General features: G+C 61.8%; 17 protein-coding genes and 1 pseudogene. 8 read left to right on the top strand and 10 right to left on the bottom strand.

The features are described 5' to 3' along the window. Positions 1-11: 11 nt before the first annotated feature. The 7 genes and pseudogenes from ACHMW6_RS04680 to puuE form a co-directional block, all read right to left on the bottom strand. Positions 12-3,422 carry a TonB-dependent receptor domain-containing protein gene (locus tag ACHMW6_RS04680; protein ID WP_395405972.1) on the bottom strand — a complete coding sequence of 1,137 codons (3,411 nt, stop codon included), beginning with the start codon at positions 3,420-3,422 and terminating at the stop codon, positions 12-14. Between the two features lie 473 nt (positions 3,423-3,895). Further along, complete coding sequence (locus ACHMW6_RS04675) at positions 3,896-5,323, bottom strand: adenosine deaminase (protein ID WP_395405970.1); 1,428 nt, start codon at positions 5,321-5,323, stop codon at positions 3,896-3,898. Positions 5,324-5,353: 30 nt separating this feature from the next. After that, positions 5,354-6,671 (bottom strand): annotated as a pseudogene (guaD, locus tag ACHMW6_RS04670) (guanine deaminase). Between the two features lie 4 nt (positions 6,672-6,675). Then, positions 6,676-7,656 (bottom strand): xanthine dehydrogenase accessory protein XdhC, encoded by a 981-nt coding sequence (gene xdhC / locus ACHMW6_RS04665; RefSeq protein WP_395405968.1) that lies wholly within the window; start codon positions 7,654-7,656, stop codon positions 6,676-6,678. Beyond that, entirely contained in the window at positions 7,653-9,977 is a 2,325-nt protein-coding gene (gene xdhB, locus ACHMW6_RS04660) for a xanthine dehydrogenase molybdopterin binding subunit (protein WP_395405966.1), read from the bottom strand. The genes xdhC and xdhB overlap by 4 nt, the downstream gene beginning before the upstream one ends. An 11-nt stretch (positions 9,978-9,988) precedes the next feature. Beyond that, a complete protein-coding gene (gene xdhA, locus ACHMW6_RS04655) occupies positions 9,989-11,458 on the bottom strand; it encodes a xanthine dehydrogenase small subunit (RefSeq protein WP_395405964.1) in 1,470 nt (489 codons plus the stop codon). A gap of 79 nt (positions 11,459-11,537) precedes the next feature. After that, positions 11,538-12,485: an allantoinase PuuE gene (gene puuE, locus ACHMW6_RS04650; protein ID WP_395405962.1), complete on the bottom strand. Its 948-nt coding sequence runs from the start codon at positions 12,483-12,485 to the stop codon at positions 11,538-11,540. A 107-nt stretch (positions 12,486-12,592) separates the two neighbouring features. Between puuE and uraH the strand changes: the two genes are divergently transcribed. Continuing rightward, on the top strand, positions 12,593-12,949 hold the full coding sequence (gene uraH / locus ACHMW6_RS04645; protein ID WP_395405960.1) for a hydroxyisourate hydrolase: 357 nt from the start codon (positions 12,593-12,595) through the stop codon (positions 12,947-12,949). Positions 12,950-13,051: 102 nt separating this feature from the next. Here uraH and ACHMW6_RS04640 read toward each other — a convergent pair whose 3' ends face one another. From ACHMW6_RS04640 to ACHMW6_RS04630, 3 genes are read right to left on the bottom strand one after another with little or no spacing between them, the layout of a single operon-like run. Continuing rightward, entirely contained in the window at positions 13,052-14,266 is a 1,215-nt protein-coding gene (locus ACHMW6_RS04640) for a glutamate carboxypeptidase (protein ID WP_395405958.1), read from the bottom strand. 43 nt (positions 14,267-14,309) lie between these two features. Beyond that, positions 14,310-14,801 (bottom strand): NuoB/complex I 20 kDa subunit family protein, encoded by a 492-nt coding sequence (locus tag ACHMW6_RS04635; RefSeq protein ID WP_395405956.1) that lies wholly within the window; start codon positions 14,799-14,801, stop codon positions 14,310-14,312. Positions 14,802-14,852: 51 nt separating this feature from the next. Continuing rightward, entirely contained in the window at positions 14,853-15,599 is a 747-nt protein-coding gene (locus tag ACHMW6_RS04630; protein WP_395405954.1) for a helix-turn-helix domain-containing protein, read from the bottom strand. A gap of 223 nt (positions 15,600-15,822) precedes the next feature. On the opposite strand from ACHMW6_RS04630, the gene ACHMW6_RS04625 reads away from it, so the two are divergent. The 7 genes from ACHMW6_RS04625 (at position 15,823) to yacG (ending at position 22,756) form a co-directional block, all read left to right on the top strand. Continuing rightward, positions 15,823-17,100, top strand: a complete 1,278-nt coding sequence (locus tag ACHMW6_RS04625; protein ID WP_395405952.1) for an HlyC/CorC family transporter — start codon at positions 15,823-15,825, stop codon at positions 17,098-17,100. A 146-nt stretch (positions 17,101-17,246) separates the two neighbouring features. Then, positions 17,247-18,941, top strand: coding sequence for a type IV-A pilus assembly ATPase PilB (gene pilB, locus ACHMW6_RS04620; protein WP_395405950.1), 1,695 nt, complete (start codon positions 17,247-17,249; stop codon positions 18,939-18,941). Positions 18,942-18,952: 11 nt separating this feature from the next. Next, a complete protein-coding gene (locus tag ACHMW6_RS04615; protein WP_395405948.1) occupies positions 18,953-20,164 on the top strand; it encodes a type II secretion system F family protein in 1,212 nt (403 codons plus the stop codon). 81 nt (positions 20,165-20,245) lie between these two features. Next, positions 20,246-21,118 carry a prepilin peptidase gene (locus ACHMW6_RS04610; protein ID WP_395408530.1) on the top strand — a complete coding sequence of 291 codons (873 nt, stop codon included), beginning with the start codon at positions 20,246-20,248 and terminating at the stop codon, positions 21,116-21,118. Position 21,119: 1 nt separating this feature from the next. Then, positions 21,120-21,743, top strand: coding sequence for a dephospho-CoA kinase (gene coaE / locus ACHMW6_RS04605; protein ID WP_395405946.1), 624 nt, complete (start codon positions 21,120-21,122; stop codon positions 21,741-21,743). Positions 21,744-21,814: 71 nt separating this feature from the next. Next, complete coding sequence (zapD, locus tag ACHMW6_RS04600) at positions 21,815-22,570, top strand: cell division protein ZapD (RefSeq protein WP_395405944.1); 756 nt, start codon at positions 21,815-21,817, stop codon at positions 22,568-22,570. Positions 22,571-22,573: 3 nt separating this feature from the next. Then, the gene (gene yacG / locus ACHMW6_RS04595; protein WP_395405942.1) at positions 22,574-22,756 is read left to right on the top strand and encodes a DNA gyrase inhibitor YacG; all 183 of its coding nucleotides are present in this window, start codon (positions 22,574-22,576) and stop codon (positions 22,754-22,756) included. Positions 22,757-22,810 lie beyond the last annotated feature (54 nt).

The raw sequence follows: 22,810 nt of genomic DNA, 5'->3' as shown, positions 1-22,810 counted from the left end.
AAGCGAAGTTCTTAGAACTCGTACTTGAAGGTGGCCTGCATTGCCCACTGGGACTCGCCCTTCACCTGGCGCACATCGAACGGCTCTACGCTGTCACGCAGGCGGTAGATGTACTTGCCGGATGGGTCGATACCAGCGAAGTCCACGAAGGAACGAGCCTGGCCGCCGTTGGTCTGGAAGCCCACTTCGTTGATACGGCCCCACTTCTTGTTCAGCAGGTTACCCACGTTCAGGATGTCGAAGGTGAAGGAAGCCTTGTGGCCAGTGAAGAAGCCCGGCAGTTCCTGTGCAATGCGCACGTCGAAGCTGTTGGTCCATGGTGCGAAAGCGCTGTTACGCTGCACCACGCCGCCCGCTGCATTACGCAGTGCGCGGTTGGAGTTCACGATGCTCCAGAACTTGTCTTCGTTGGCGTGGTTGGTTGCGGTGTCGCCGACGAAGACGACTTCGCCCGAGCCTGGTTTCGACGGGATGTACATCAGGTCGTTACCAGCGGAGGAGTCGCCGTTCATGTCGTTGTTGAAGGTCCAGCTGTATGGCTTGCCGGTACGGCCTTCGTAGAACAGGCCGAAGGTCGTGCGGTAGGAGCCCCAGAACGCCTTGCGGAAGTTCACGATGGCGTTGACGCGGTCTTTCACCAGGTAAGCCGAGTTAGCCGATACTTCTTCGTTCGGGTTGAAGATCGAGCGGCTCAGGAAGTTCGAGCTGGAGGTCGAGGAAGTCAGCGGGGACACTTCCTTCGCGGCGCTGTAGGTGTAGGACAGCGACCAGCCGAAGCCACCGATCAGCGGACGGCTCAGGGACACGGTGGCCAGGTTGGAGTAGCCCTGGTCGGTCTGGGTCGCTACCAGCACGTTGTTGAACGAAGCGTTCGACTGGGACTTGGCGCGGAAGCCGGAGCAGACGCCGGTGCTCAGGTTGCCGGTGGAGGTCCAGCAAGCCGGGTTGTAGCCCTGTGCGGTGTAGAACAGAGCGCGGCCATCGGAACCGATCTTGGTCGGATCGCCCAGGTTCAGGTTCTGGTAGTAGATCGCGTCGCGGGTCTTAAGCTTCAGGAATTCCGCGCCGATGACCATGTTGTACCACGGCAGTTCGTGGTCGATCGCGATATTGGCCTTCCAGGTCGAAGGCTGACGCAGGCCAGGAGCCAGGGCGTCCACGTTCGCAGCAGGTTGCGCGCCGCTGAAGTTGGTCGGCTGCTTGGTAATGTCCGGAGTGAAGATGCCGGCCGTGGTCGAGCAGGCGGAGAAGCCGCTGGTGCCGCAACCCAGCACGTTGGTGGCAACGCCGGTGTTGGAGAACGGGTTGGACAGCCACACGGTCATTGCAGCGCCCTGGAACAGGCCTGCACCACCGCGGATCTGGGTCTGGCGCTCGCCGTCAACCTTGTAGTTGAAGCCTACGCGCGGCTGCCACAGTTTCTGGCCGTCGAAGGTCTTGGTGTTGTCCAGACCGAAGCCGCCGGTTGCACGGCCGTTCACGATCGCGCCAACCGGAGCAGCAACAGCATTGTTCTTCAGCGGGGACTCGCCGATGTCCGCGTAGTCAACACGTACGCCTGCCTGCACGGTCAGGTTCTTGTTGACGGACCATACGTCCTGCACGAACAGGCCGTAGTTCTTGAAGCTGAACTGGGAGATCGCGTCATTCAGGGTGCGGCCAGGCGCTGCCACCTGGACCAGGTAGGAGCTTGGACGGCCGCGGCGGAAGTTTTCCAGCACGGCTGCTTCGTAGTCCGCGTTGGACAGGGTCGAGCAGTTGGCGATGGTGGTGTTGCCCTTGAACTCGTACGATGCACCGTTCACGCAGTTGAAGGTGTAGTTGCCCCACACGTTCTGCAGGAAGGCGTTGTACACGTCGTTCTTGTTCAGGTCACCGCCGAACTTGATGTCGTGGTCGCCCAGCGCCCAGTTGGCGCCGACGTAGGCATCCTTGGTCTTGGTGCCCAGCACGTTCAGCTGACGGCTGTTGTCGGTACCGAAGTTCAGGAAGCGGTTACCGGTCGACACGCCGGCTGGCGAACCGGCTGGCAGTGCGCCGCTGAACTGGAGGCCGACCAGCGGCAGGTTGGAGTTCAGGGCCGGCAGGGAGTCATAGTCACGCTGGGAGAACTTGACTTCGGTCGAGAAGGTCGGGGTCCAGTCGGAGGTCAGCTGGGCGACTTTGGTCTCGATGGTCTTGTTCTGGGTGTACCACTCGGTGTTCAGCGACAGGCCGGTAGCGGACAGGCCGGAGAACTGCGGCTCGGACTGGTCGGTCTTGGACCAGCGGACCATCAGGCGGTGGTCATCGTTGATGTTCCAGTCGAACTTGACCAGCTTGTCGGTCACGTTCAGCATCAGGCCTTCAGGCACTTTGTCACTGCCGATATCGATGCCGTAGGTGTTCTTGGCGATGGTCTGCGCGCTGGCGATGGCCGACGGGGTCACGCCCACGTTGGTCAGGTTCGAACCCAATGGACCGAAGGCCGGAGCGGTACGGGTCGATTCCAGCTTTTCGTAGCCGGCGAAGATGAACAGCTTGTCCTTGATCAGCGGAGCACCAACGGTTGCGCCCTTGGTGGTTTCCTTGAACGGAGCCGGTGCGGAGTAGGTGTCGTTGGCCGAGTTGTAGCGGTCGCCGGCCAGCTTGTCGTTACGGAAGACGTAGTAGACGGAGCCTTTCACCTGGTTGGTACCGGACTTGGTCACGGCGTTGATGTTACCGCCGGTGTAGCCCTTCTGGGTCACGTCGTAGTTGGCCACGTTCACCTGCACCGACTGGATCGCTTCGATCGAGATCGGCTGCTTGGCGGTCGGGGAGCCGTTGGCTTCCAGGCCGAAGGTATCGTTCACGGCCACGCCGTCGATGGTCAGGCTGTTGTAGCGGGAGTTCTGGCCGGCCACGGACAGTTCGCCGCGTTCCTTGTCGGTCTGCGAAACGCGCGGGTCGGTACGGGCGTAGTCCTGCAGATTACGCTGGATGGAAGCCTGGATCGCCAGTTCAGCGGAGCTGATGCTGGTGCCGGAGCCCATCGAGGTCTTGGAGAATTTTTCGCTACGGCCGCCAGCCACGCCGGCGATGGTCACGGTCTGCATCGGAGCGCCGATGGTGGCATCGACGTTGGCGGTCTGCGCCAGTTCGATGAACACGCCTTCGCGCTTCTCGGTGATACCGTTCTTGGTGATGGTGATGGTGTAAGGACCACCAGCGCGCAGGCCGCGGGCGACATAACGGCCTTCTGCGTCGGCTACTACATTGGAGACGGATCCGGATTCAACGTGCAGGATGCTGATCTGAGCACCAGCCGCAGGTTTGCCGTCGGCTGCGGAGATGCGGCCACCGATCGCGGAGGTGGTGTTCTGCGCAAAGGCGGGAGCCGCCAGCGCCAGAGACAGGCTAAACGCGATCTGCGTCAGCCGTAGCCGTTTTTGTTTCATCATTGTAGTAACCCCAAAAAAGACACAGTTATTCGGACATGAACGGTATTGCTCGTGACTCTCCCGTCTACATCCCTCTTTTACTAATACTAATATTGCTTAATTATTAGCCAACCAGCGAGTCTAGCGGCCCCATTTTTCAGGAGCGTGACGCTTTTATGACAACTCTGTGACACGTATTTGTTTCCCGACGTGCATAATGTTTTATTTATCAAGCAACTATGCATGAACTAGCCAAACGATGACAAATTCGTTTTCCCTTGCGGATTTATACGCAAAAGGTCTAGATCGACACGAATGTGTCATCAGTGGTGCTGTTCAGGGGGAAGGCTGCGGGGCCGAATTATAGATCAGGCACAAGTGCTTGAATTTGCTTCAAGCAAAATTTATTACAGGGAAGATGTAACAAAAGAAAAGTGTGGCAAAGCAGCCACATGCAGACCCGGCAGCGACGTGCCGCCTGGCGTGTAATGACATTATTTCACTGGTTTCTGCAGCGAAGTTGCAACATCCGCTTCGAACTTGGCAAAACGTTCATCCAGCTGTTTCAGCAGGCGCTGCTTGTCGCCATCGGCGAGGAAGCTGTAACGAATACTGTCATATGACAGCTTTTTGACTTCCGGATAGCTGGTTTTGTAGCGGCTTGCGAACAGCACATATTCATTCGACAGATTGTTGCGCGAAACGCCCGCGTCATCCGTGGAGAGCACAAACGGCACGCCGAATTTGCGGTACACGGTGACCGGATGGGCCTCGCCTTTCACGCCCAGGATGAATTCATTGCTGGTCAGGTTCACTTCTACGGGAATCTTGCGATCACGCATCTTCTTCATCAGCGCAGCCGCATTACGCTCGTGGACAATGTCCATGCCGTGGCCAATGCGCTGGGCGCCGGCCACGTCGATCGCTTCCCCGATGTGGAACTTGAGGCCTTCCGGTGGCACCATGCCCAGCGCCAGTTCACCCGCGTGCAGCGACAGTTTTACCTGCGGGTATTTCGACTTCAGGTAGTTAAACATCTTCATGTGCAGGCTGTAGTCGCGCATGGAGACGTAAAAGTGCTCGGCGCCGACGATGTTCACCGCCACGATTTTCGGATTGGCCATGGCCAGCTTGAAGCCGGCCGCCATTTGCGAGAACACCATGGACGGCGTCAGGAAGCGCAGCACGAAAGGCTGGTAGCGCATCGTGAAGTTCTCATCGTCGATGCCGGCGCTGCTGGCTTCGACGTTCGCGACATAATCCTGGATACCCTTGTTGAAGGAAGGATTGGCTTCCAGCTTTTTCAGGTAGCCATCCAGCTGCTGCGGCAGGGTGCTGTCATTCTTCAGCGACTTGTCGAAGTCCGGATCGACGGTGATCGGGGCGATTTCGAAAACGGTTTCGATATAGCCCAGGTTTTCATCGATGGCGCGCTGCTTCAGCGTCTTCAGGCCTTCGTTGGTATTGGTCGAGGCGACGGCGTTGAAGTAGCCGAAGGTTTCGAAGAAAGTGTGGTCGGGTGGCGTTTGCAGGCCGCTGTGATTGTAGAAGTCCTTCACCGACCAGCGCTGCAACAGGTTGCGCAGCGCGCCGTTATCGACCACCAGCTCCTGGGCGCTCACGCAGTTCGGCGTTCGCTGGGCCTTGTCAGTGACAATTCGTGAGGATTCCTTGTCGATGCAATAGCCCTGCTTGTCCACCCACTCAAGGTACTGCTCGGCGTAGATGGAGCCCGAGTAATGGTTATGCAGGTCGCCGCCCTTCGGCATCATGGTGAAGAACAGCGACAGTTCCGCCGTCTTCGGTTCTCCCGACACCAGCGAAGCAAAGTGTCGCGCGGTGATTTCCTGGTTGCTGGCGGCATTCACTGCGGGTGCGGCGAAAGCCAGTGCGATCAGCAGGCTCGGGAGAGTTTTTTTCATGGGCGGTCTCTTTCAGGTTGATCGTATCGGTCAGCCCTCCTGCCTGCGCTCGTGCACCAGGCGCCCCGCCGAATACGTGGCCGCGATCACGCGGTCATCGCCCAGCAGGGCCAGTGCGAACAGCTGTTCTTCCAGGCTTTCCGTGTTGGCGCTGCGGCGCGCCAGCAGCGGCGTGGCCTGCGGATCGACGACGATGAAATCCGCCTCGCAGCCGGCGGCGAAGCTGCCGATGGTATCGTCCAGCTGCAGGCTGCGCGCCGCCCCCAGGGTCGCCAGGTAGAACATGCGCATGGCAGGCAGGTAACTGCCCTTCAAGCGCGCTACTTTATAGGCTTCATTCATCGTTTGCAACATGGAGAAGGAAGTGCCGCCGCCAACGTCCGTGGCGAGGGACATCAGCATGCGGTGCTTGTCCGCCTGCTCGAAGTCGAACAGGCCGCTGCCCAGGAACAGGTTGGACGTGGGGCACACCGCCGCTGCGGACTTCGTTTCCGCCATGCGCTCGCGATCGCGTTCGTTCAGCCAGATGCAATGGCCATATACGGCGCGCGGACGCATCATGCCGTAGCGGTCATACACGTCCAGGTAGCTGCGCGCTTGCGGGAACAGCTGCTGCACCCACTGGCATTCTTCCTGGTTTTCCGAAACGTGGGTCTGCAGGAAGGTGTCCGGATATTTCTGCGCCAGTTCGCCCGCCAACTGCAGCTGCGCTTCGGTCGACGTGGGTGCGAAGCGCGGCGTGATCGCATACAGCTGGCGGCCGCATTTCGTGCCAGCGCTGGATCAGTTCCTCCGTTTCGCGCGCGCCCCCTTCCGCCGTGTCGCACAGGAAGTCCGGGCAATGGCGGTCCATCATCACCTTGCCGGCGATCATGCGCAGGTTGCGGTTCTCGCTGGCGGTGAAGAAGGCATCCACCGATTGCGGGTGGACGGTGCAGTAGACCATGGCCGTGGTGGTGCCGTTGCGGAGCAATTCGTCGAGGAAGAATTCGGCCGTCTGCGCGGCGTGCTCCGGGTCGGAGAACTTGCGCTCGGTGGGGAAGGTGTACTGCTCCAGCCAGGGCAACAGGCCGGGGGCGGGAGACGCGATCATGTCCGTCTGCGGATAATGCACGTGGGCGTCGATAAAGCCGGGCATGATGATCTTGCCGCGGTAGTCGTGCACTACCGCTTCGGGCGGCAGCGTGGCGTGCAGGGTGGCGTAGTCGCCGGCTGCACTGATCCTGCCGTCCTCCACAATCAACAGGCCATCCTCATGCCAGGCATGGGCGTGCTCGATGAAGGCCGGATCGGCGTGAAAATGCAGCAAGCCTGCGCGGTAGGCTTGCACATTGTGCTTGGTGTTCATTGTTTCAGTCTTTCGTCTGGTCTTCCCAGACCATCAGTAATTGTGCGGCAACCGATGCGGCGATGACCGCCGGCGCCTTGTTGATGATACCCGGGACGCCGACCGGGCATACCATCCGCGAGGCATCGAGTCCGCGCGCTTCCAGCCTGGATGTGAATTGCGCGCGCTTGGTCTTGGAGCCGATCAGGCCGAACCAGCCGACGTCTTCGCGCCGCAGGATGGCTTCGGACAGGCGCTGGTCCAGCGCGTGGCTGTGGGTCATGACCAGGTAGCTTGCGTGCGGCGGGGCATCGTCGACGCAAGCCTCGGGCGTGTCCGTCGCCTCGATGCGCACGTTTGGCGGCAGTTCATCTTGCGGGAACATGTCCTCGCGTTCATCGACCCAGGTGACGGTGCATGGCAGCGGGCCGAGCGCGCGCACAATCGCCGCGCCAACGTGGCCGGCGCCGAACAGCACCAGGTGCGCGCGCGGGGCCAGGCAGGGATCGACCAGCCAGCGGCGGCCGCTTGCATCGGCTGCCACGCCCGCCTGCTCGCGCGGCAGGCCTTCCGGCGGCTGCGCACCGGCAAGGTGGCGCCCATGAGCATCCACGACGCCGCAGGCGGGAGCGCCATCCAGCGCGGTATAGCGCCAGCTATCCTCGGTGCGCCGGCCTCGCAGGGCGTGCAGCACATCGGCGACTTCGCCGGCGACGTGCTCGAAGGTGAGCCAGACGACGCCGCCGCAGCACTGGCCGAGGCGAGGGCCAAGGGGAAACCGCTCATAGTGCGGCAGCGCGGCGGCGCCCGACGCGGCATCGCCGGCGAGCATGGAGCGCGCGATATCGAACGCGCGATGTTCGAGGTGGCCGCCGCCGATGGTATCGAACTGCGTATGCGCAGTCACCAGCATCTTGGCGCCAACCTCGCGCGGAGCGGAGCCTTCGACGCGGGCGACCGTCACGAGGACAGCCGGGGCGTCCGGCACAGTGAGCCAGTCCTTCATGCTGCTTCCACCGCCGCAATCGCGCGCAGGATCTCTTCGCTGGTAGCCGGCGCGTTCAGCGGCGGATTGACCTTATGATCGCCAACCGCGGAAACCGCGTCGCGAATTGCGAAGAACACCGAGAACGGCAGCAGCAGCGGCGGCTCGCCTACCGCCTTGGAGCGGTGAATCGAATCCTCCACATTGCGGTTCTCGAACAGCTTCACGCGGAAATCAGCCGGGCAGTCCGAAATCCCGGGAATCTTGTAGGTGGACGGCGCATGCGTCATCAGCTTGCCCAGCGGGTTCCACCACAGCTCCTCGGTGGTCAGCCAGCCCATGCCCTGAATGAAGGCGCCTTCCACCTGGCCGATATCGATCGCCGGATTCAGCGACGCGCCCGCGTCGTACAGGGCATCGGCGCGCAGCAGCTTCCATTCGCCCGTGAGCGTATCGACCACCACTTCGGATACGGCCGCGCCGTAGGCATAGTAGGAGAACGGATGGCCGTTCATCGTCTTCGGATCCCAGTGCAGGTTCGGCGTGGCGTAATAGCCGTCCGACCAGAGCTGAACGCGCGCCAGGTAAGCCTTCTGCACCAGTTCCGCAAACGGCAGGCTCAGGCCAGCCACATGGATCTCGTTGCCATAGAACCGGACATCGGCCGCTTCGCCGCCATACTGCTTCGCCGCGAACGCCGCCAGACGCTCGCGGATCTGGCGCGCTGCATCCTGCGCCGCCTTGCCGTTCAGATCCGCGCCCGTGGACGCTGCGGTGGCGGACGTGTTGGCGACTTTGCTCGTATCGGTTGCCGTGATGCGCACACGTTCCAGGTCCAGGCCCAGTTCATGCGCCACGCACTGCATTACCTTGGTGTTGATGCCCTGCCCCATTTCCGTGCCGCCGTGATTGACCAGCACCGAACCGTCCACATACACATGCACGAGAGCGCCCGCCTGGTTCAGGTGCGTCACATTGAAGGCGATGCCGAATTTCACCGGCGTCAGCGCCAGGCCGCGCTTCAGCACAGGGCTGCTCGCGTTAAAGGCGGCAACGGCTGCACGGCGCGCGCGGTACTCGCTGCTTTCCTCCAACTCCGCCACCAGCTCATGGATCACGTTGTCCACGATCACCTGGCCATAGGGCGCCACGTTGCGGTCTTCCTTGCCGTAGAAATTCAGGCAGCGGATATCCAGCGGATCGCGACCCAGGTTGCGCGCAATCTCGTCGATGATGTATTCGATGGCGATGGCGCCTTGCGGGCCGCCGAAACCGCGGAACGCCGTGTTCGACTGGGTATTGGTCTTGCCGCAGGCAGCGCGGATATCGACGTCGGACAGGTAGTAGGTATTGTCGAAGTGGCAGACGGCGCGCGTGGCGACAGGGCCGGACAAATCCGCCGAGAAGCCGGCGCGCGAAGTCATATCGACCTTGGCCGCCACGATGCGGCCGTTATCGTCATAGCCCACTTCGTACTCGTAGTAGAAGCAGTGGCGCTTGCCGGTGACCATCATGTCGTCGTCGCGGTCGGCGCGCAGCTTGACCGGACGGCCCAGGCGAGAGGCAGCAATCGCCGCCGTCGAAGCCCACATTGCGGACTGCGATTCCTTGCCGCCGAAGCCCCCGCCCATGCGGCGGCACTCGACCTGCACATGGTGCGAGTGCAGGCCCAGCGCATGCGCAACCACGTGCTGCATCTCGCTCGGGTGCTGGGTGGAGCACTGCACCAGCATGCCCCTGTTCTCTTTCGGGACCGCGTAAGCGATCTGGCCTTCGAGGTAGAACTGTTCCTGCCCGCCGACGTAGAGCTGGCCCTGCACCTTGTGTGGAGCGCGCTCGAAAGCTGCCGCGCAATCGCCGCGCGTCAGGTGCATCGGCGGCAGGACATAGGAGTTGGCCGCCTTGGCCTGCTGCGGCGTCAGGATGGCAGGCAGGTCTTCGTATTCAACCTTGCCGCGCTTTGCCGCACGGCGGGCGTTCGTGTGCGTATCCGCCACCACGATGAAAATGGGCTGTCCCACGTAGAACACTTCGCCATCGGCCAGGATGGGGTCATCGTGGATGATCGGCCCGCAGTCATTGGTCCCCGGGATATCGGCAACCGTGTAGACGGCTTTCACGCCGGGCATGGCGCGCACGGCGTCCAGATCCAGCGACAGGATGCGCGCATGTGCTTTGGACGAAAGGCCCAGCGCCGCGTGCAAGGTGCCCTGCACCTCGGGAATATCGTCCGTATAGGCAGCCTGGCCCAGCACATGCAGTTCGGCCGATTCGTGAGGGCGCGCAACGTGGACGCCGGTCCAGCCGGCGGCCTTCAGTTCAGGAGTGACGGGATGATTCATGATGATTCCTTTCACGCGCTGAACGCAAAGGCATTGACGTCCTGGGTGGCCAGCGGTGCTTCACTGCGCGTTTCAAGCCAGAAGCGGCGCAGCAGGTTCTGCGCCGTCTTCATGCGGTACTCGCTGCTGGCGCGCATATCGGTCAGCGGGTCGTAATCCTGGGCCAGCATCGCCATTGCTTCACGCATGGCTGCTTCGCTCCAGGCGCGTCCCTGCAGCAGCGCTTCGGTGCGCACTGCGCGCTTCGGTGTGGCAGCCATGCCGCCGAAAGCGATGCGGGCTTCGGCGATGGCGCCATCCGCCATGCGGAAGGCGAAGGCGGCACACACGGCGGAGATATCCTGGTCGAAGCGCTTGGCCAGCTTGTAGGTGCGGAACTGCACGTCGGCCCGCGGCAGGGGCACACGCACGGCCTGCACGAATTCGTCCGCCTGCAAGTCCTTCTTCATATAGTCGAGGTAGAAGGCTTCCAGCGGCAGCACGCGCTCGCCGGCCGCACCGCACAGCACAACCTCGGCGCCCAGCGCAATCAGCCAGGGCATGGAATCGCCGATCGGCGAACCGTTGGCGACATTGCCGCCCAGCGTGCCCGCGTTGCGGATCGGCAGCGAAGCAAAGCGCTGGCGCATCTCGCCCAATTGGGACGGATAGTATTCGCACAAGGCGTTGTAAGCATCCTCCAGCGACACGCCGGAACCGATTTCCAGCTTGTCGCCAATCTGGCGCTGCATCTTCAGCGCATCAACGTGGCCGAGATAGATGATGTCGTTCAGCTCGCGCATCTGCTTGGTGATCCACAGGCCCACGTCGGTGGAGCCGGCGAGCAGCACGGCGTCCGGATTGGCTGCGCGCAGCTGGATCAGTTCATCGAGGGTGCGCGGGGCGAGGAAGGTCTGGCCGTGCGCCGAGTACACCGCCAGCTGTTCGCGCTTCAGCGCGGCCAGTTGCTCGGTCAGGCGGGCCCGGTTGAATTCCACTTTCGGCAGTTCGACCATGCGCTGGGCCGCGTCGATGATGGGGCGGTAGCCCGTGCAGCGGCACAGGTTGCCGGACAGGCAGTCGTCGATTTCCTTGCGCTCCGGGCGTTTGCCTTCCTGCTTCAGGTACATGCCCCACAGCGACATCGCGAACCCCGGCGTGCAGAAGCCGCATTGCGAACCGTGGCACTCGACCAGCGCCTGCTGCACGGGATGCAGCGCGCCGTCCGGCTGCTGCAGGTCTTCCACGGTGAACAGGGCCTTGCCGTCCAGCGTAGGGGTGAGCTGGATGCAGGAATTGACGGCTTTCAGCTCAAGCTTGCCGTTCGCGTCCAATCCGCCCAGCACGACAGTGCAGGCGCCGCAGTCGCCTTCGGCGCAGCCCTCCTTGGTACCGGTGCAGTGCAAGTCCTCGCGCAGATGCTGGAGCACAGTCTGCGTCGGAGCGGCGTCGCGCACTTCATGCACACTGCCGCGGTAATAAAAACGGATCGGTTCTGACATCTTGGCCTCGCATTAGTCCCACCTTGCAAGATTAACACTGGGCCCCACCTCGTTTATACGAATTCGCTGATTTCGGATATCAGCGCTTTGGCATATACGGATGGTGCTGGTGCCAGTGCTCCGCTATATCGATGCGGCGCGTGATCCACACGCCTTCGTGACCCTGGACATAGTCGAGGAAGCGCGCCAGCGCCGCTGCCCGCGCCGGACGCCCCACCAGCCGGCAGTGCAAGCCGATGGACAGCATTTTCGGCTGGTTCAGGCCATTCGGATCCCCTTCCTTATAGAGTACGTCGAAAGCGTCCTTCAGGTAGTCGAAAAATTGCGTTCCGCTATTGAAGCCTTGCATGGCGGCAAAGCGCATATCGTTCGTATCCAGGGTGTAGGGGACGATCAGCTGGGGTGTGACGGCGGGTTTGCCATCGGCGCCCGTGTGCGCAACTTCCTGCCAGAATGGCAGATCGTCGCCGTAATAGTCGGCATCGTAGCGGAAACCGCCATGTTCGACGACCAGGCGGCGGGTGTTGGGGGAGTCGCGGCCGGTGTACCAGCCCAGCGGTGGCGCGCCCGTAAGCTCTTTAATGATTTCCACCGCTTCCTTCATGTGGGCGCGCTCCGTGGCCTCGTCCATATTCTGGTAGGTGATCCAGCGCAGGCCGTGGCAGGCGATTTCGTGGCCCAGCTGCTGGAAAGCAGCCACCGCCTCGGGGTTGCGCTGCAGCGCCATCGACACGCCGAAGATGGTCAGCGGCAGCTTGCGCTCCTCGAACATGCGCAGCAGGCGCCACAGCCCGGCGCGCGAACCGTATTCGTAGATCGACTCCATGCTCATGTGGCGGCTGGTGAACGCCGCCGCGCCAATGATCTCGGACAGGAAGGTTTCCGACGCGGGGTCGCCGTGCAGCACATTGTTCTCGCCGCCCTCTTCGTAATTCAGCACGAATTGCAGGGCCACGCGGGCTTTGTCGGGCCAGTTGGGATGGGGAGGCGTGCGGCCGTAGCCGATCATGTCGCGCGGGTAGCTCATGGTGATGTCCGAGTGAAAGGTATATCTTCAATCATATATTGCCGTGTTGGCATCGGTATATGATTTGCGGAATAGGCAAATCAGGCCGCAGATATAAGGACCATCCAATGGGAAAACTGACTACTCACGTACTTGATACCGCTCATGGCCGGCCGGGCGCGGGCGTTCGGGTCTCGCTCTACGCTATCGCGGACGAGGGCGGACGCACCTTGCTGAAGACGGAAACCACCAATAGCGATGGGCGGTGCAATGCGCCTTTGCTGGAAGGCGCCGATGTCCGGTCGGGACGGTATGAGCTGGTGTTTGAGGCCGGCGATTATTTTGCGGCGGCCGGCGTGGAGCTGCCGTCGCCGCGGTTTATCGATCAGGTGACGATTGCGTTTGGCATTGCGGATCCGGCGGGGAATTATCATGTGCCGCTGGTTGTGTCGCCGTGGTCTTATTCGACTTACCGCGGCTCTTGAGGCACGGCGGATCGAATGATCCGCCCTACGCATCCCGGCAGATCGAATTTGGCCCCGAGGCGCGTAGGGCGGATCATTCGATCCGCCGTGCGTGCGCCGTCGCTACTGCGCGCCCCGGCCGTACTCCTGCATCAACCGCGCCAACAAATACAAACGCGGCACGATGCTGTCAACTTCCGCGTATTCCTCTGCGGTGTGGATGCCGCCGCCGACGATGCCCAGGCCATCCAGCGTCGGCACGCCCGCCGCGAAAATGAGGCTAGCGTCCGCCGCACCGCCTGTGCTTTCCAAAGTGAGCTTGCGTCCTAATTCAGCGTAGATATCAGTGGCGCGTTGCGCGATGGCGTCCGTGATCGGGCTGGCGGGCATGGGCGGGAAGCCGCGGCGCAGGTGGATGGCGACCTGTGTCTCCGGAATCAGTCTCTGCGCAGAGATGCGTTCGATATCATGCTCGACGCGGTCGAACTCCTCGGCCACGGCCACGCGCACATCCGCCTGCGCGGACGCATGATCGGGAATCACGTTGCTGCGGTCGCCGGATTTGATGACAGTCCAGTTGACCGTGGTCTGCTTCGCATCATCCCCCAGCTTCGAAAGCTGCAGCACCTGATGTGCCGCTTCGAGCGCGGCATTCCTGCCCTCCTTCGCGGCCACGCCGGCGTGCGCAGCCTTGCCCTTCACGTCCATCTCGATCTCGCCACTGCCCTTGCGCGCGATAACCAGGCCATCGGCCGAGCGGCCTGGCTCCAGGTTGAAGGCCACGTCATGCTCCTTCGCCAGCTTTTCGATCAGCGCCCGCGTGCCGTGCGAACCCGTTTCCTCGTTCGTGTTCAGCAGGACGGTGATCTTTGCATAATCCTTGAAGCCCTGCAGCATCTTCAGCGCGCCGATGGCCATGACGATGCCGCCCTTGTCGTCCATGATGCCGGGGCCGTAGGCGCGGCTGCCTTCAATGCGGAAGGGACGCGCCTTGGCGGTGCCGTCGGCGAAGACCGTGTCCATGTGCGCCACGAGAAGGATGCGGCCTTTGCCTTTGCCGCTGAAGGTGGCAACGATGTTGTGGCCCGCTGCCGGCGCCGCGGACGAAGTCTCGATGCGGCCGCCGAGCTTTTTCAGTTCGGCCGTGGCGAGGGCGCCGACCGCGTCCAGCCCCTTGCCGTTGAAGGTACCGGAATCGATGTTCACCATGCGTCCCAGCAGTTTCAGGACTTCGGGCTTTTGCTTTTCGGCCTTGGCCAGCAAGGGCTTATCCACTTCAGCGGCCTGGCTTGCGTGCGCCAGGACCAGCGCTGCCAGGGCAGCGGCGACTTTCTTCATTCTGCCACTCCATTCGAATTGTTCTGGGCAGAATAGTAGCCTATCAGCGGGCGATTTCGGCGTAATGCCTGTTCGGCTTCTCCAGCTTCACTTTGCGCTGCAGCTGCATCAGGCCATACAGCAAGGCTTCCGGCGTCGGCGGGCAGCCGGGAATGTACACGTCCACCGGCACGATGCGGTCGCAGCCGCGCACCACGGAATAGGAGTAGTGATAGTAGCCGCCGCCGTTGGCGCAGGAGCCCATCGACACCACATAGCGCGGCTCGGGCATCTGGTCGTACACCTTCCGCATGGCGCGCGCCATCTTGTTGGTCAGCGTGCCGGCGACGATCATCAGGTCCGCATGGCGCGGCGAAGGACGGGGGCACATGCCGAAGCGGTCCAGGTCAAAGCGCGCGGACGCGGCCTGCATCATCTCCACCGCGCAGCAGGCCAGGCCGAAGCTCAGGTACCAGAGGCTGTCGGTGCGGGCCGTGTTGAGCAGCGATTCGAGCGAAGTGAGGACGAAGCCATCCTTCTCCAGCGAAGTTTCCATATGCGTTTCCCCTATGCGTGCAATCAGCGCCACGATAGCGGGATGCGGGGGCTAAGAATTGTATGGATGCGACAGATCGCCGGCGACGATGGGCACGTCCGCATCGTCGTAATGCAGCAGGCGCAGCTCGCCCTGCTGATCGCCGGCAAGGCCCTGCATCAGGCTGCGCGGGGCGCGACCGGTGTACTGGATGAAATCGCGGATCATGTGGGCCTGGTCATGGTAGCCCGCATCCATCGCGACACGCGTGAGCAGGCCGTGGCGCGCGGGCTGCGCCATCATCTTGCCCAGCGCGCGCACATAGCGCTCCATCTTGCGCGCATCGCGGATGCTCTGGCCGTAGCTGGCGAGGAAGCGCCGCTCGAGCGAGCGCACGCTGATGCCGCAGCGGGTGGCGATGTCGCCGGTGGGCAGGGAAAGCAGGCCTGCCGGCAGCACGAAAGGCACTGCCCCGCCCTCGCGTCTTGCGAGCAGCTTGAGTAGCCAGTCGGCAAATGCCCTCACCCAGGCTTGCGGATCATCGCTCGCGCGCAGTGTTTCTTCCAGCTGCGCGCTGGGGATGCGCAATTCATCCAGCGGCAGCACGGCGTTGGTCAATTCGTCAAGATCGATATCGAAAAGGCTAGCGAACCGGCCTGGCTCGATGATGGCGCTGATGAATGTTGTCCCCGGCAGCCATAGCGCCGGATATGGCGCGGTCAGCGGGCCGCCGATAAAGGGCCGCTCAAGCAGCGTGTCCTCCGTCAGCGAGCCGCCGCAAATGAAAACGGTCAGCGCCGGGCAAGGCGTAGACGGCACCAACACCGCCCCCGAGCTCGACCGTTCCACATGGAAATAGCGCACAATCCCCGCCAAGCGCGGCGGCGCCAACAAAACCAATCGCTCCATCCCTCGATTATAGGGGTCAGGCACGAAATGGATCATGAGGCCGCTTGGCAAGCGGCCTCATGATCCATTTCGTGCCTGACCCCAAATTAAATACTGTAGAATCGGGGGCTTCTTTGGCTGCTTCCTTTTACCCTTGGACACTGTTCCCTTGTGGGCGCAATTCGCTGCCCTTGCCTTCCTGATCCTTGCCTCGGCCTTCTTCGCCATGGCCGAAACCGCCCTGATGGCGGCCAATCGATTCCGCTTGCGTCACCAGGCTAAACGGGGTTCGAAACAGGCGATCGCCACGCTGTGGCTGCTGCAACGGACGGAACTGTTGCTGTCCCTGGTCCTGATTGCCAATACCCTGATCAATGCAATGGCCATCGCCCTCGTCACGGCGATTGCAATTACGCAGTTCGGCTTCGAAGAGCACGTGATCCTTATTTCAACAGGTCTGGTCGTATTTATATTGATTGTGCTGGCGGAGATTTCGCCGAAGATCATTGGCGCGCGCTATGCGGACAAGATCGTGCTGCCCGCCTCGCTCGTGCTACGTCCACTGCTCTCGGCTGCCAAGCCGCTGATCTGGTTTGTGCACCTGTTCGTCAATACCCTGCTGCGCCTGGTACGCGTGAAGCCTGCCGGCACGGAGCAGGAGGCGCGCCTGTCGCCCGATGAACTGCGCTCGGTGCTGATCGAGAACGGTTCCTTCATTCCGCAGAAGCACAAGAGCATCCTGATGAACCTGTTCGACCTCGATACGATTTCGGTCGAGGACATCATGACCCCGCGCGCCCACATCGAAGCCCTCAACCTGGCCGTGCCGGTGGAAGACATCAAGGCCCAGCTCACCACCTGCTACCACAACAAGCTGCCCGTGTACGATGGCGAAATCAACCAGATCGCCGGCATCCTCCACGTGCGCAAGGCCGTGGCGCTGCTCAATGAGGAAGACGAGCTCACCGTCGACCATTTCCGCGCCCTCCTCAGCGAACCGTATTTCATGCCGCAAGATACTGCGGCCTTTGCCGCCCTGCAGAACTTCCAGGAAAACAAGGAGCGCCTGGCCATCATCGTCGACGAGTACGGCGAGGTGCAGGGCCTGGTCACGCTGGACGATATCATCGAGGAGATGATTGGCGAGTTCACCACGTCCACGCCGAGCGCCACGCGCGCCGACAGCTTCGGCTGGGATGCCAAGGGCGAATGCCTGCTGGAAGGCAGCACGCCTCTGCGTGACATTAATAAGCGCTTGGGATTAAACTTTCCGCTGGATGGGCCGAAAACACTTAACGGGATGCTACTCGAACTTTTGCAGGATATTCCCGAAGCGCCCATCAGCGTCAAGTTCGGCCAGTGCATCATTGAGGTGGTGCAGGTCCATGATCAGGCCATCAAAGTCGTGAAATTGCGACGTCCCTCGGCCTGAGGGCACACACTGTAGAGTGTGGCGCTTTACAAAAATGATGCCCACAGGCATCATCCGGGGATCGTATGCACCCTTTCACGAATGTAGTCTTTTGATAGCGCGCTCTTATGGCAGCAGTCCAACCCAACTCGACGTCAGGCACTCCTATGTCGGGATTGGCTCGGGCATTGCTGCAGGCAGGGCGCCTCAGCGCCCCGCAGGCCGACGCGCTGCAGAAGAAATCCCAGGCGGAAAAGCAGCCCTTCATTGACGTGCTCCTGGCAAGCAATGCCATCAATGCACGCGACCTGGCCATGTTCTGCGCCGAGACTTTCGCCTATCCCATGCTGGATCTGGCCGCTTTCAATCTCGACATCCTGCCGCAGAAGACCATCGACCCCAAGCTGATGTTCGGCCAGCGCGTGATTGCACTGTCCAAACGCGGCAACAAGATGTCGGTGGCGATTTCCGATCCGACCAATACGCAGGCGCTGGACCAGATCAAGTTCCAGACCGAGTCCACCGTGGAACCGGTCATCGTGCCGCACGATACCCTGGTCAAGCTGCTGGCGGACTTGAGCAAGTCCTCGGAGCAGGCGCTGTCGGACCTGTCCGGCGATGAAGGCGATATCCAGTTCGCCGAGGATGACGAAGCCGCGCCAAGCCAGGCGCAGGCCGACGCCGCTACTGAAGTGGAAGACGCGCCGATCGTGCGCTTCCTGAACAAGATGCTGATGGACGCCGTTAACATGGGTGCATCAGACTTGCATTTCGAGCCATTCGAAAAGTTCTACCGCATCCGCTTCCGCGTGGACGGCGTGCTGGTCGAGCACGCGCAGCCGCCGACCGGCATCAAGGACAAACTGATCTCGCGCATCAAGGTGCTGGCCAAGCTGGACATCTCCGAAAAGCGCGTGCCGCAGGACGGCCGCATGCGCCTGATCGTGTCGGCCACCAAGACCATCGATCTGCGTATCTCCACCCTGCCTACCCTGTTCGGCGAAAAGTGCGTGATGCGTATCCTGGACGCGACCCAGGCCCAGATGGGCATCGATTCCTTGGGCTACGATCCGGACCAGAAGGAATTGCTGGTCGACGCCATCCAGCGCCCCTACGGCATGGTGCTGGTGACCGGCCCCACCGGTTCGGGCAAGACGGTGTCCTTGTACTCCTGCCTGAACATCCTGAACAAACCCGGCATCAATATCTCCACCGCGGAAGACCCGGCCGAGATCAACCTGCCTGGCGTGAACCAGGTGAACGTGAACGACAAGGCGGGCCTGACCTTTCCGGTCGCGCTGAAAGCCTTCCTGCGCCAGGACCCGGACATCATCATGGTCGGTGAGATTCGCGACCTGGAAACCGCCGACATCGCGATCAAGGCCGCCCAGACCGGCCACATGGTGTTCTCCACCCTGCACACCAACGATGCGCCATCGACGCTGACGCGTCTGATGAATATGGGCGTGGCGCCCTTCAATATCGCTTCCTCCGTCATCCTGATCACGGCGCAGCGCCTGGCGCGCCGCCTGTGCACCTGCAAGCAGCCGGTCGATATTTCAAACGACCTGCTGCTGGACGCCGGCTTCAAGGAGAACGACCTGGATGGCAGCTGGAAACCTTACGGCCCGGTGGGCTGTGAGCGCTGCAACGGATCCGGCTACAAGGGCCGGGTCGGTATCTACCAGATCATGCCGATCACCCCCGCGATCGAGGCATTGATCCTGGCCAATGGCAATGCGATGCAAATCGCCGCGCAGTCCGAGTCCGAAGGCGTTAAATCGCTGCGGCAATCGGGCCTGGTCAAGGTGAAGGGAGGCTTGACCAGCCTGGAGGAAGTGCTGGGCTGCACCAACGAATAGGAATCACGAATATGGCAACTGCGGGAAATGTGAAGGAATCAGTCTTCGCCTGGGAAGGCAAGGACAAGACCGGCAAGACCGTGCGCGGCGAGCTGCGCGCCGGCGGCGAGGCCGTGGTCAATGTGACCCTGCGCCGCCAGGGCATCATGGTCACCAAGGTGAAGAAGAAGGTGTACCGCTCCGGCAAGAAGATCACGGACAAGGACATCACCCTGTTCACCCGTCAGCTGGCAACCATGATGAAAGCCGGTGTGCCGCTGCTGCAGGCTTTCGACATCGTGGGCAAGGGCCATGCGAATCCTTCCGTGTCCAAGCTGATCCTGGACCTGCGCTCGGACATCGAGACCGGTACCTCGCTGAACCAGGCTTTCCGCAAGTTCCCGCTCTACTTCGATCCGCTGTTCTGCAACCTGGTGGCCGCCGGCGAACAGGCCGGCATCCTGGAAGACCTGCTGACCCGCCTGGCGATCTACAAGGAAAAGACGCTGGCCATGAAGGCCAAGATCAAGTCGGCGCTGATGTATCCGGTGTCGATCCTGGCGGTGGCCTTCATCGTGACCGCCGTGATCATGATCTGGGTGGTGCCTGCCTTCAAGGAAGTGTTCACCAGCTTCGGCGCCGACCTGCCTGCGCCGACCGTGTTCGTGATGAATATGTCCGAATTCTTCGTGAAGTGGTGGTACCTGATCTTCGGCGGCCTGTTCGCCGGGCTGTACTTCTTCTTCCAGTCCTGGCGTCGCTCGCTCAAGATGCAGCAGTCCATGGACCGCCTGCTGCTGCGCCTGCCCATTTTCGGCGATGTGATTCGCAAGGCGACTGTGGCGCGCTGGACGCGCACCCTGTCCACCATGTTCGCCGCCGGCGTGCCGCTGGTGGAATCGCTGGACTCGGTCGGCGGCGCGGCCGGCAATGCCGTCTACCTCGACGCGACGCGCAAGATCCAGACCGAGGTGTCCACCGGTACCAGCCTGACGGTGGCGATGCAGAACGCGGAAGTCTTCCCCAGCATGGTGACCCAGATGGTGGCCATCGGCGAGGAATCCGGCGCGCTCGATTCGATGCTGGGCAAGGTGGCTGACTTTTATGAAGAAGAGGTGGATGATGCGGTGGCTTCGCTCTCCAGCCTGATGGAGCCGGCAATCATGGTCATCCTCGGCGTGCTGATCGGCGGCCTGGTGGTCGCGATGTATCTGCCGATCTTCAAGCTCGGGTCGGTCGTTTAAAACCAAAGGCGTAACCCAAGTGTCTGCCACGATGTGGCAGACACTAGTTTTAAGCCTTGGTTTTTTCAAAAAAGGAAAATGATGCAAGAAACATTCATGCTGTTCTCCCCTCCTGCGACAACGGCAGCCGCCATCGTCGCAGCCATCCTGGGCCTGATGGTCGGCAGCTTCCTGAACGTGGTGATCCACCGCCTGCCCAGGATGATGCAGCGTGAAATGGACAATTACATCGCGGACGAAGCCGGCAAGCCCCTGCCGCATACCGACCGCTACAACCTGGTCGTGCCGCGCTCGGCCTGTCCGCACTGCGGCCACCAGATCACGGCGATGGAAAACATCCCCGTCATCAGCTGGCTGATGCTGCGCGGCCGCTGCAGCCATTGCAAGGCGCCCGTGTCCGCGCGCTATCCGGTCATCGAAGCCTTCACGGCCCTGCTGTCGGCAGTCTTCGTGTGGAAGTTCGGCTCCGGCTATGCCGGCATGGCAGCCGTGGTCTTCGGCTGGCTGCTGATCGCCATGACCTTCATCGACGCCGACACGAAGCTGCTGCCGGACGACCTGACCTACCCCCTGCTCTGGCTCGGCTTGCTGATGAACGTCAACGCCACCTTCGTGCCGCTGCAGGACGCCGTGATCGGCGCCGCTGCCGGCTATATGGTGCTGTGGACGATCTACTGGGCCTATAAACTGCCCACCGGCCGCGAAGGCATGGGCTACGGCGACTTCAAGCTGCTGGCCGCACTTGGCGCCTGGATGGGCTGGCATATGCTGCCGGCCATCATCCTGCTGTCTTCCGTGGTGGGCGCCGTGGTCGGCATCACGATCATGATCGTGCAGCGCAGCGGACGCCATACCCAGATTCCTTTCGGCCCTTACCTGGCCGGCGCCGGCGTGCTCGCCATGCTATTCGGCGAACAAATCAGCGCCGTACTGCGCGGCGTGACCGGCGGCTGATATGTCCGGGCGTTTCACCGTCGGCCTGACGGGCGGCATCGGCAGCGGCAAGAGCGTTGTCGCCCGCCTGTTTGCCGACCGGGGCGTGAGCATTGTCGACACCGACCAGATCGCCCGCGGCCTCACCATCCCCGGCGGCGCCGCCATGCCGGACATCATTGCCGAATTCGGCGCCGACATGGCCGACGCCCAGGGCGCCATGGACCGCGCCAAAATGCGGGAACTCGTGTTCCGCGAGCCGGACGCCAAGCGCCGCCTGGAAGCCATTCTCCATCCCCGCATCCGCGAGGCGGTGGCCGCCGCTGCCGCCATCGCCAGCGGCCCCTACACCATTTTCGATGTGCCGCTGCTGGTGGAATCGGGCAGCTGGAAAGACCGCGTGGACCGCGTGCTCGTAGTGGACTGCCCCGAAGAAGTGCAGGTGGCGCGCGTGATGGCGCGTAATAATCTGCCCGAGGACCAGGTGCGGGCCATCATGGCGGCCCAGGTGCCGCGCACCACCCGCCTCGCCGCGGCCGACGATATCGTCAATAACGGCGGCCAATTGGAGGATCTGCCACCCCAGATCGAGCGTTTGCATCAGCTTTATCTGGATTTTTCAAAAAGAAAGATAACAATACGTTAGCAACGTTTGTATTTTTGCTTCGCATGGTTCAGAATCACAGGATTCTTACAGGTTTATAAAGGGATGGCACTTTGATCGTCTACGAGTATCCTTTCAACGAGCGCATACGCACGCTGTTGCGCCTGGAGGACCTGTACGAAAAATTCAAATTCTTTGTGCATCAGGAACACCCGATGCAGCACCACGTCGCTTTGGCGACGATCTTCGACATGCTGGAAGTGGCCGGCCGCGCCGACCTGAAATCCGACCTGCTGCAGGAGCTGGAGCGCCAGCGCCAAAGCCTGCTGAGCTACCGCTCCAATCCCAATGTCCAGGCTGAAATGCTGGACGCCATCCTGAATGAGCTGGACGCCGTTTCCAGCGCCCTCGTCGCCGCCCAGGGCAAGACCGGCCAGAACGTGCGCGACAATGAATGGCTGATGAGCATCCGCGGCCGCACCATCATCCCAGGCGGCGCCTGCGAGTTCGACCTGCCCTCTTATTACGCCTGGCAGAAACGCCCGGCCGAGCAGCGCTTCAATGACATCGTCGGCTGGTTCGCGCCGCTGGCGCCCCTGTTCGACGCACTGGCCCTGGTGCTGCGCCTGCTGCGCGATTCGGGCGGTCCGGTGAAGATGATCGCAAATGCCGGAAGTTATCAGCAGATGCTGCAAGGTAAGGTGTACCAGATGCTGCGCCTGAGCGTGGACGAGGCATTGGGCGCAATCCCCGAAATTTCGGCAAACAAGTATATGCTGTGGGTTCGCTTCACCAGCCAGGGCGGCGACCTGAAACCAAAGCCCCTGGAAGAAGACGTACCTTTCGAGCTGACTCTCTGTAATTTCTAAGCCATGCCTACCGTAGTTGAATGCCCCACCTGCCACAAGAAGGTCGAGTGGACCGAAGCCAATAAATTCCGTCCCTTCTGCTCCGAGCGCTGCAAACAGATCGATTTAGGCGCCTGGGCCGAGGAGAAGTACCGCGTGCCAGGTTCCGAGCCCGATCCCGAGGATGAAACGCCCGCGGGCCAGTAACCCTTTTAAAACCCAAGGCGTGAAACAGGTGTCTGCCACGATGTGGCAGACACC

Origin of the sequence: Pseudoduganella sp. UC29_106 (genome assembly GCF_044055365.1) — a bacterium.
Classification (GTDB): Bacteria; Pseudomonadota; Gammaproteobacteria; order Burkholderiales; family Burkholderiaceae_D; genus Rugamonas.
This window is presented reverse-complemented; position numbering and strand designations above follow the sequence as displayed.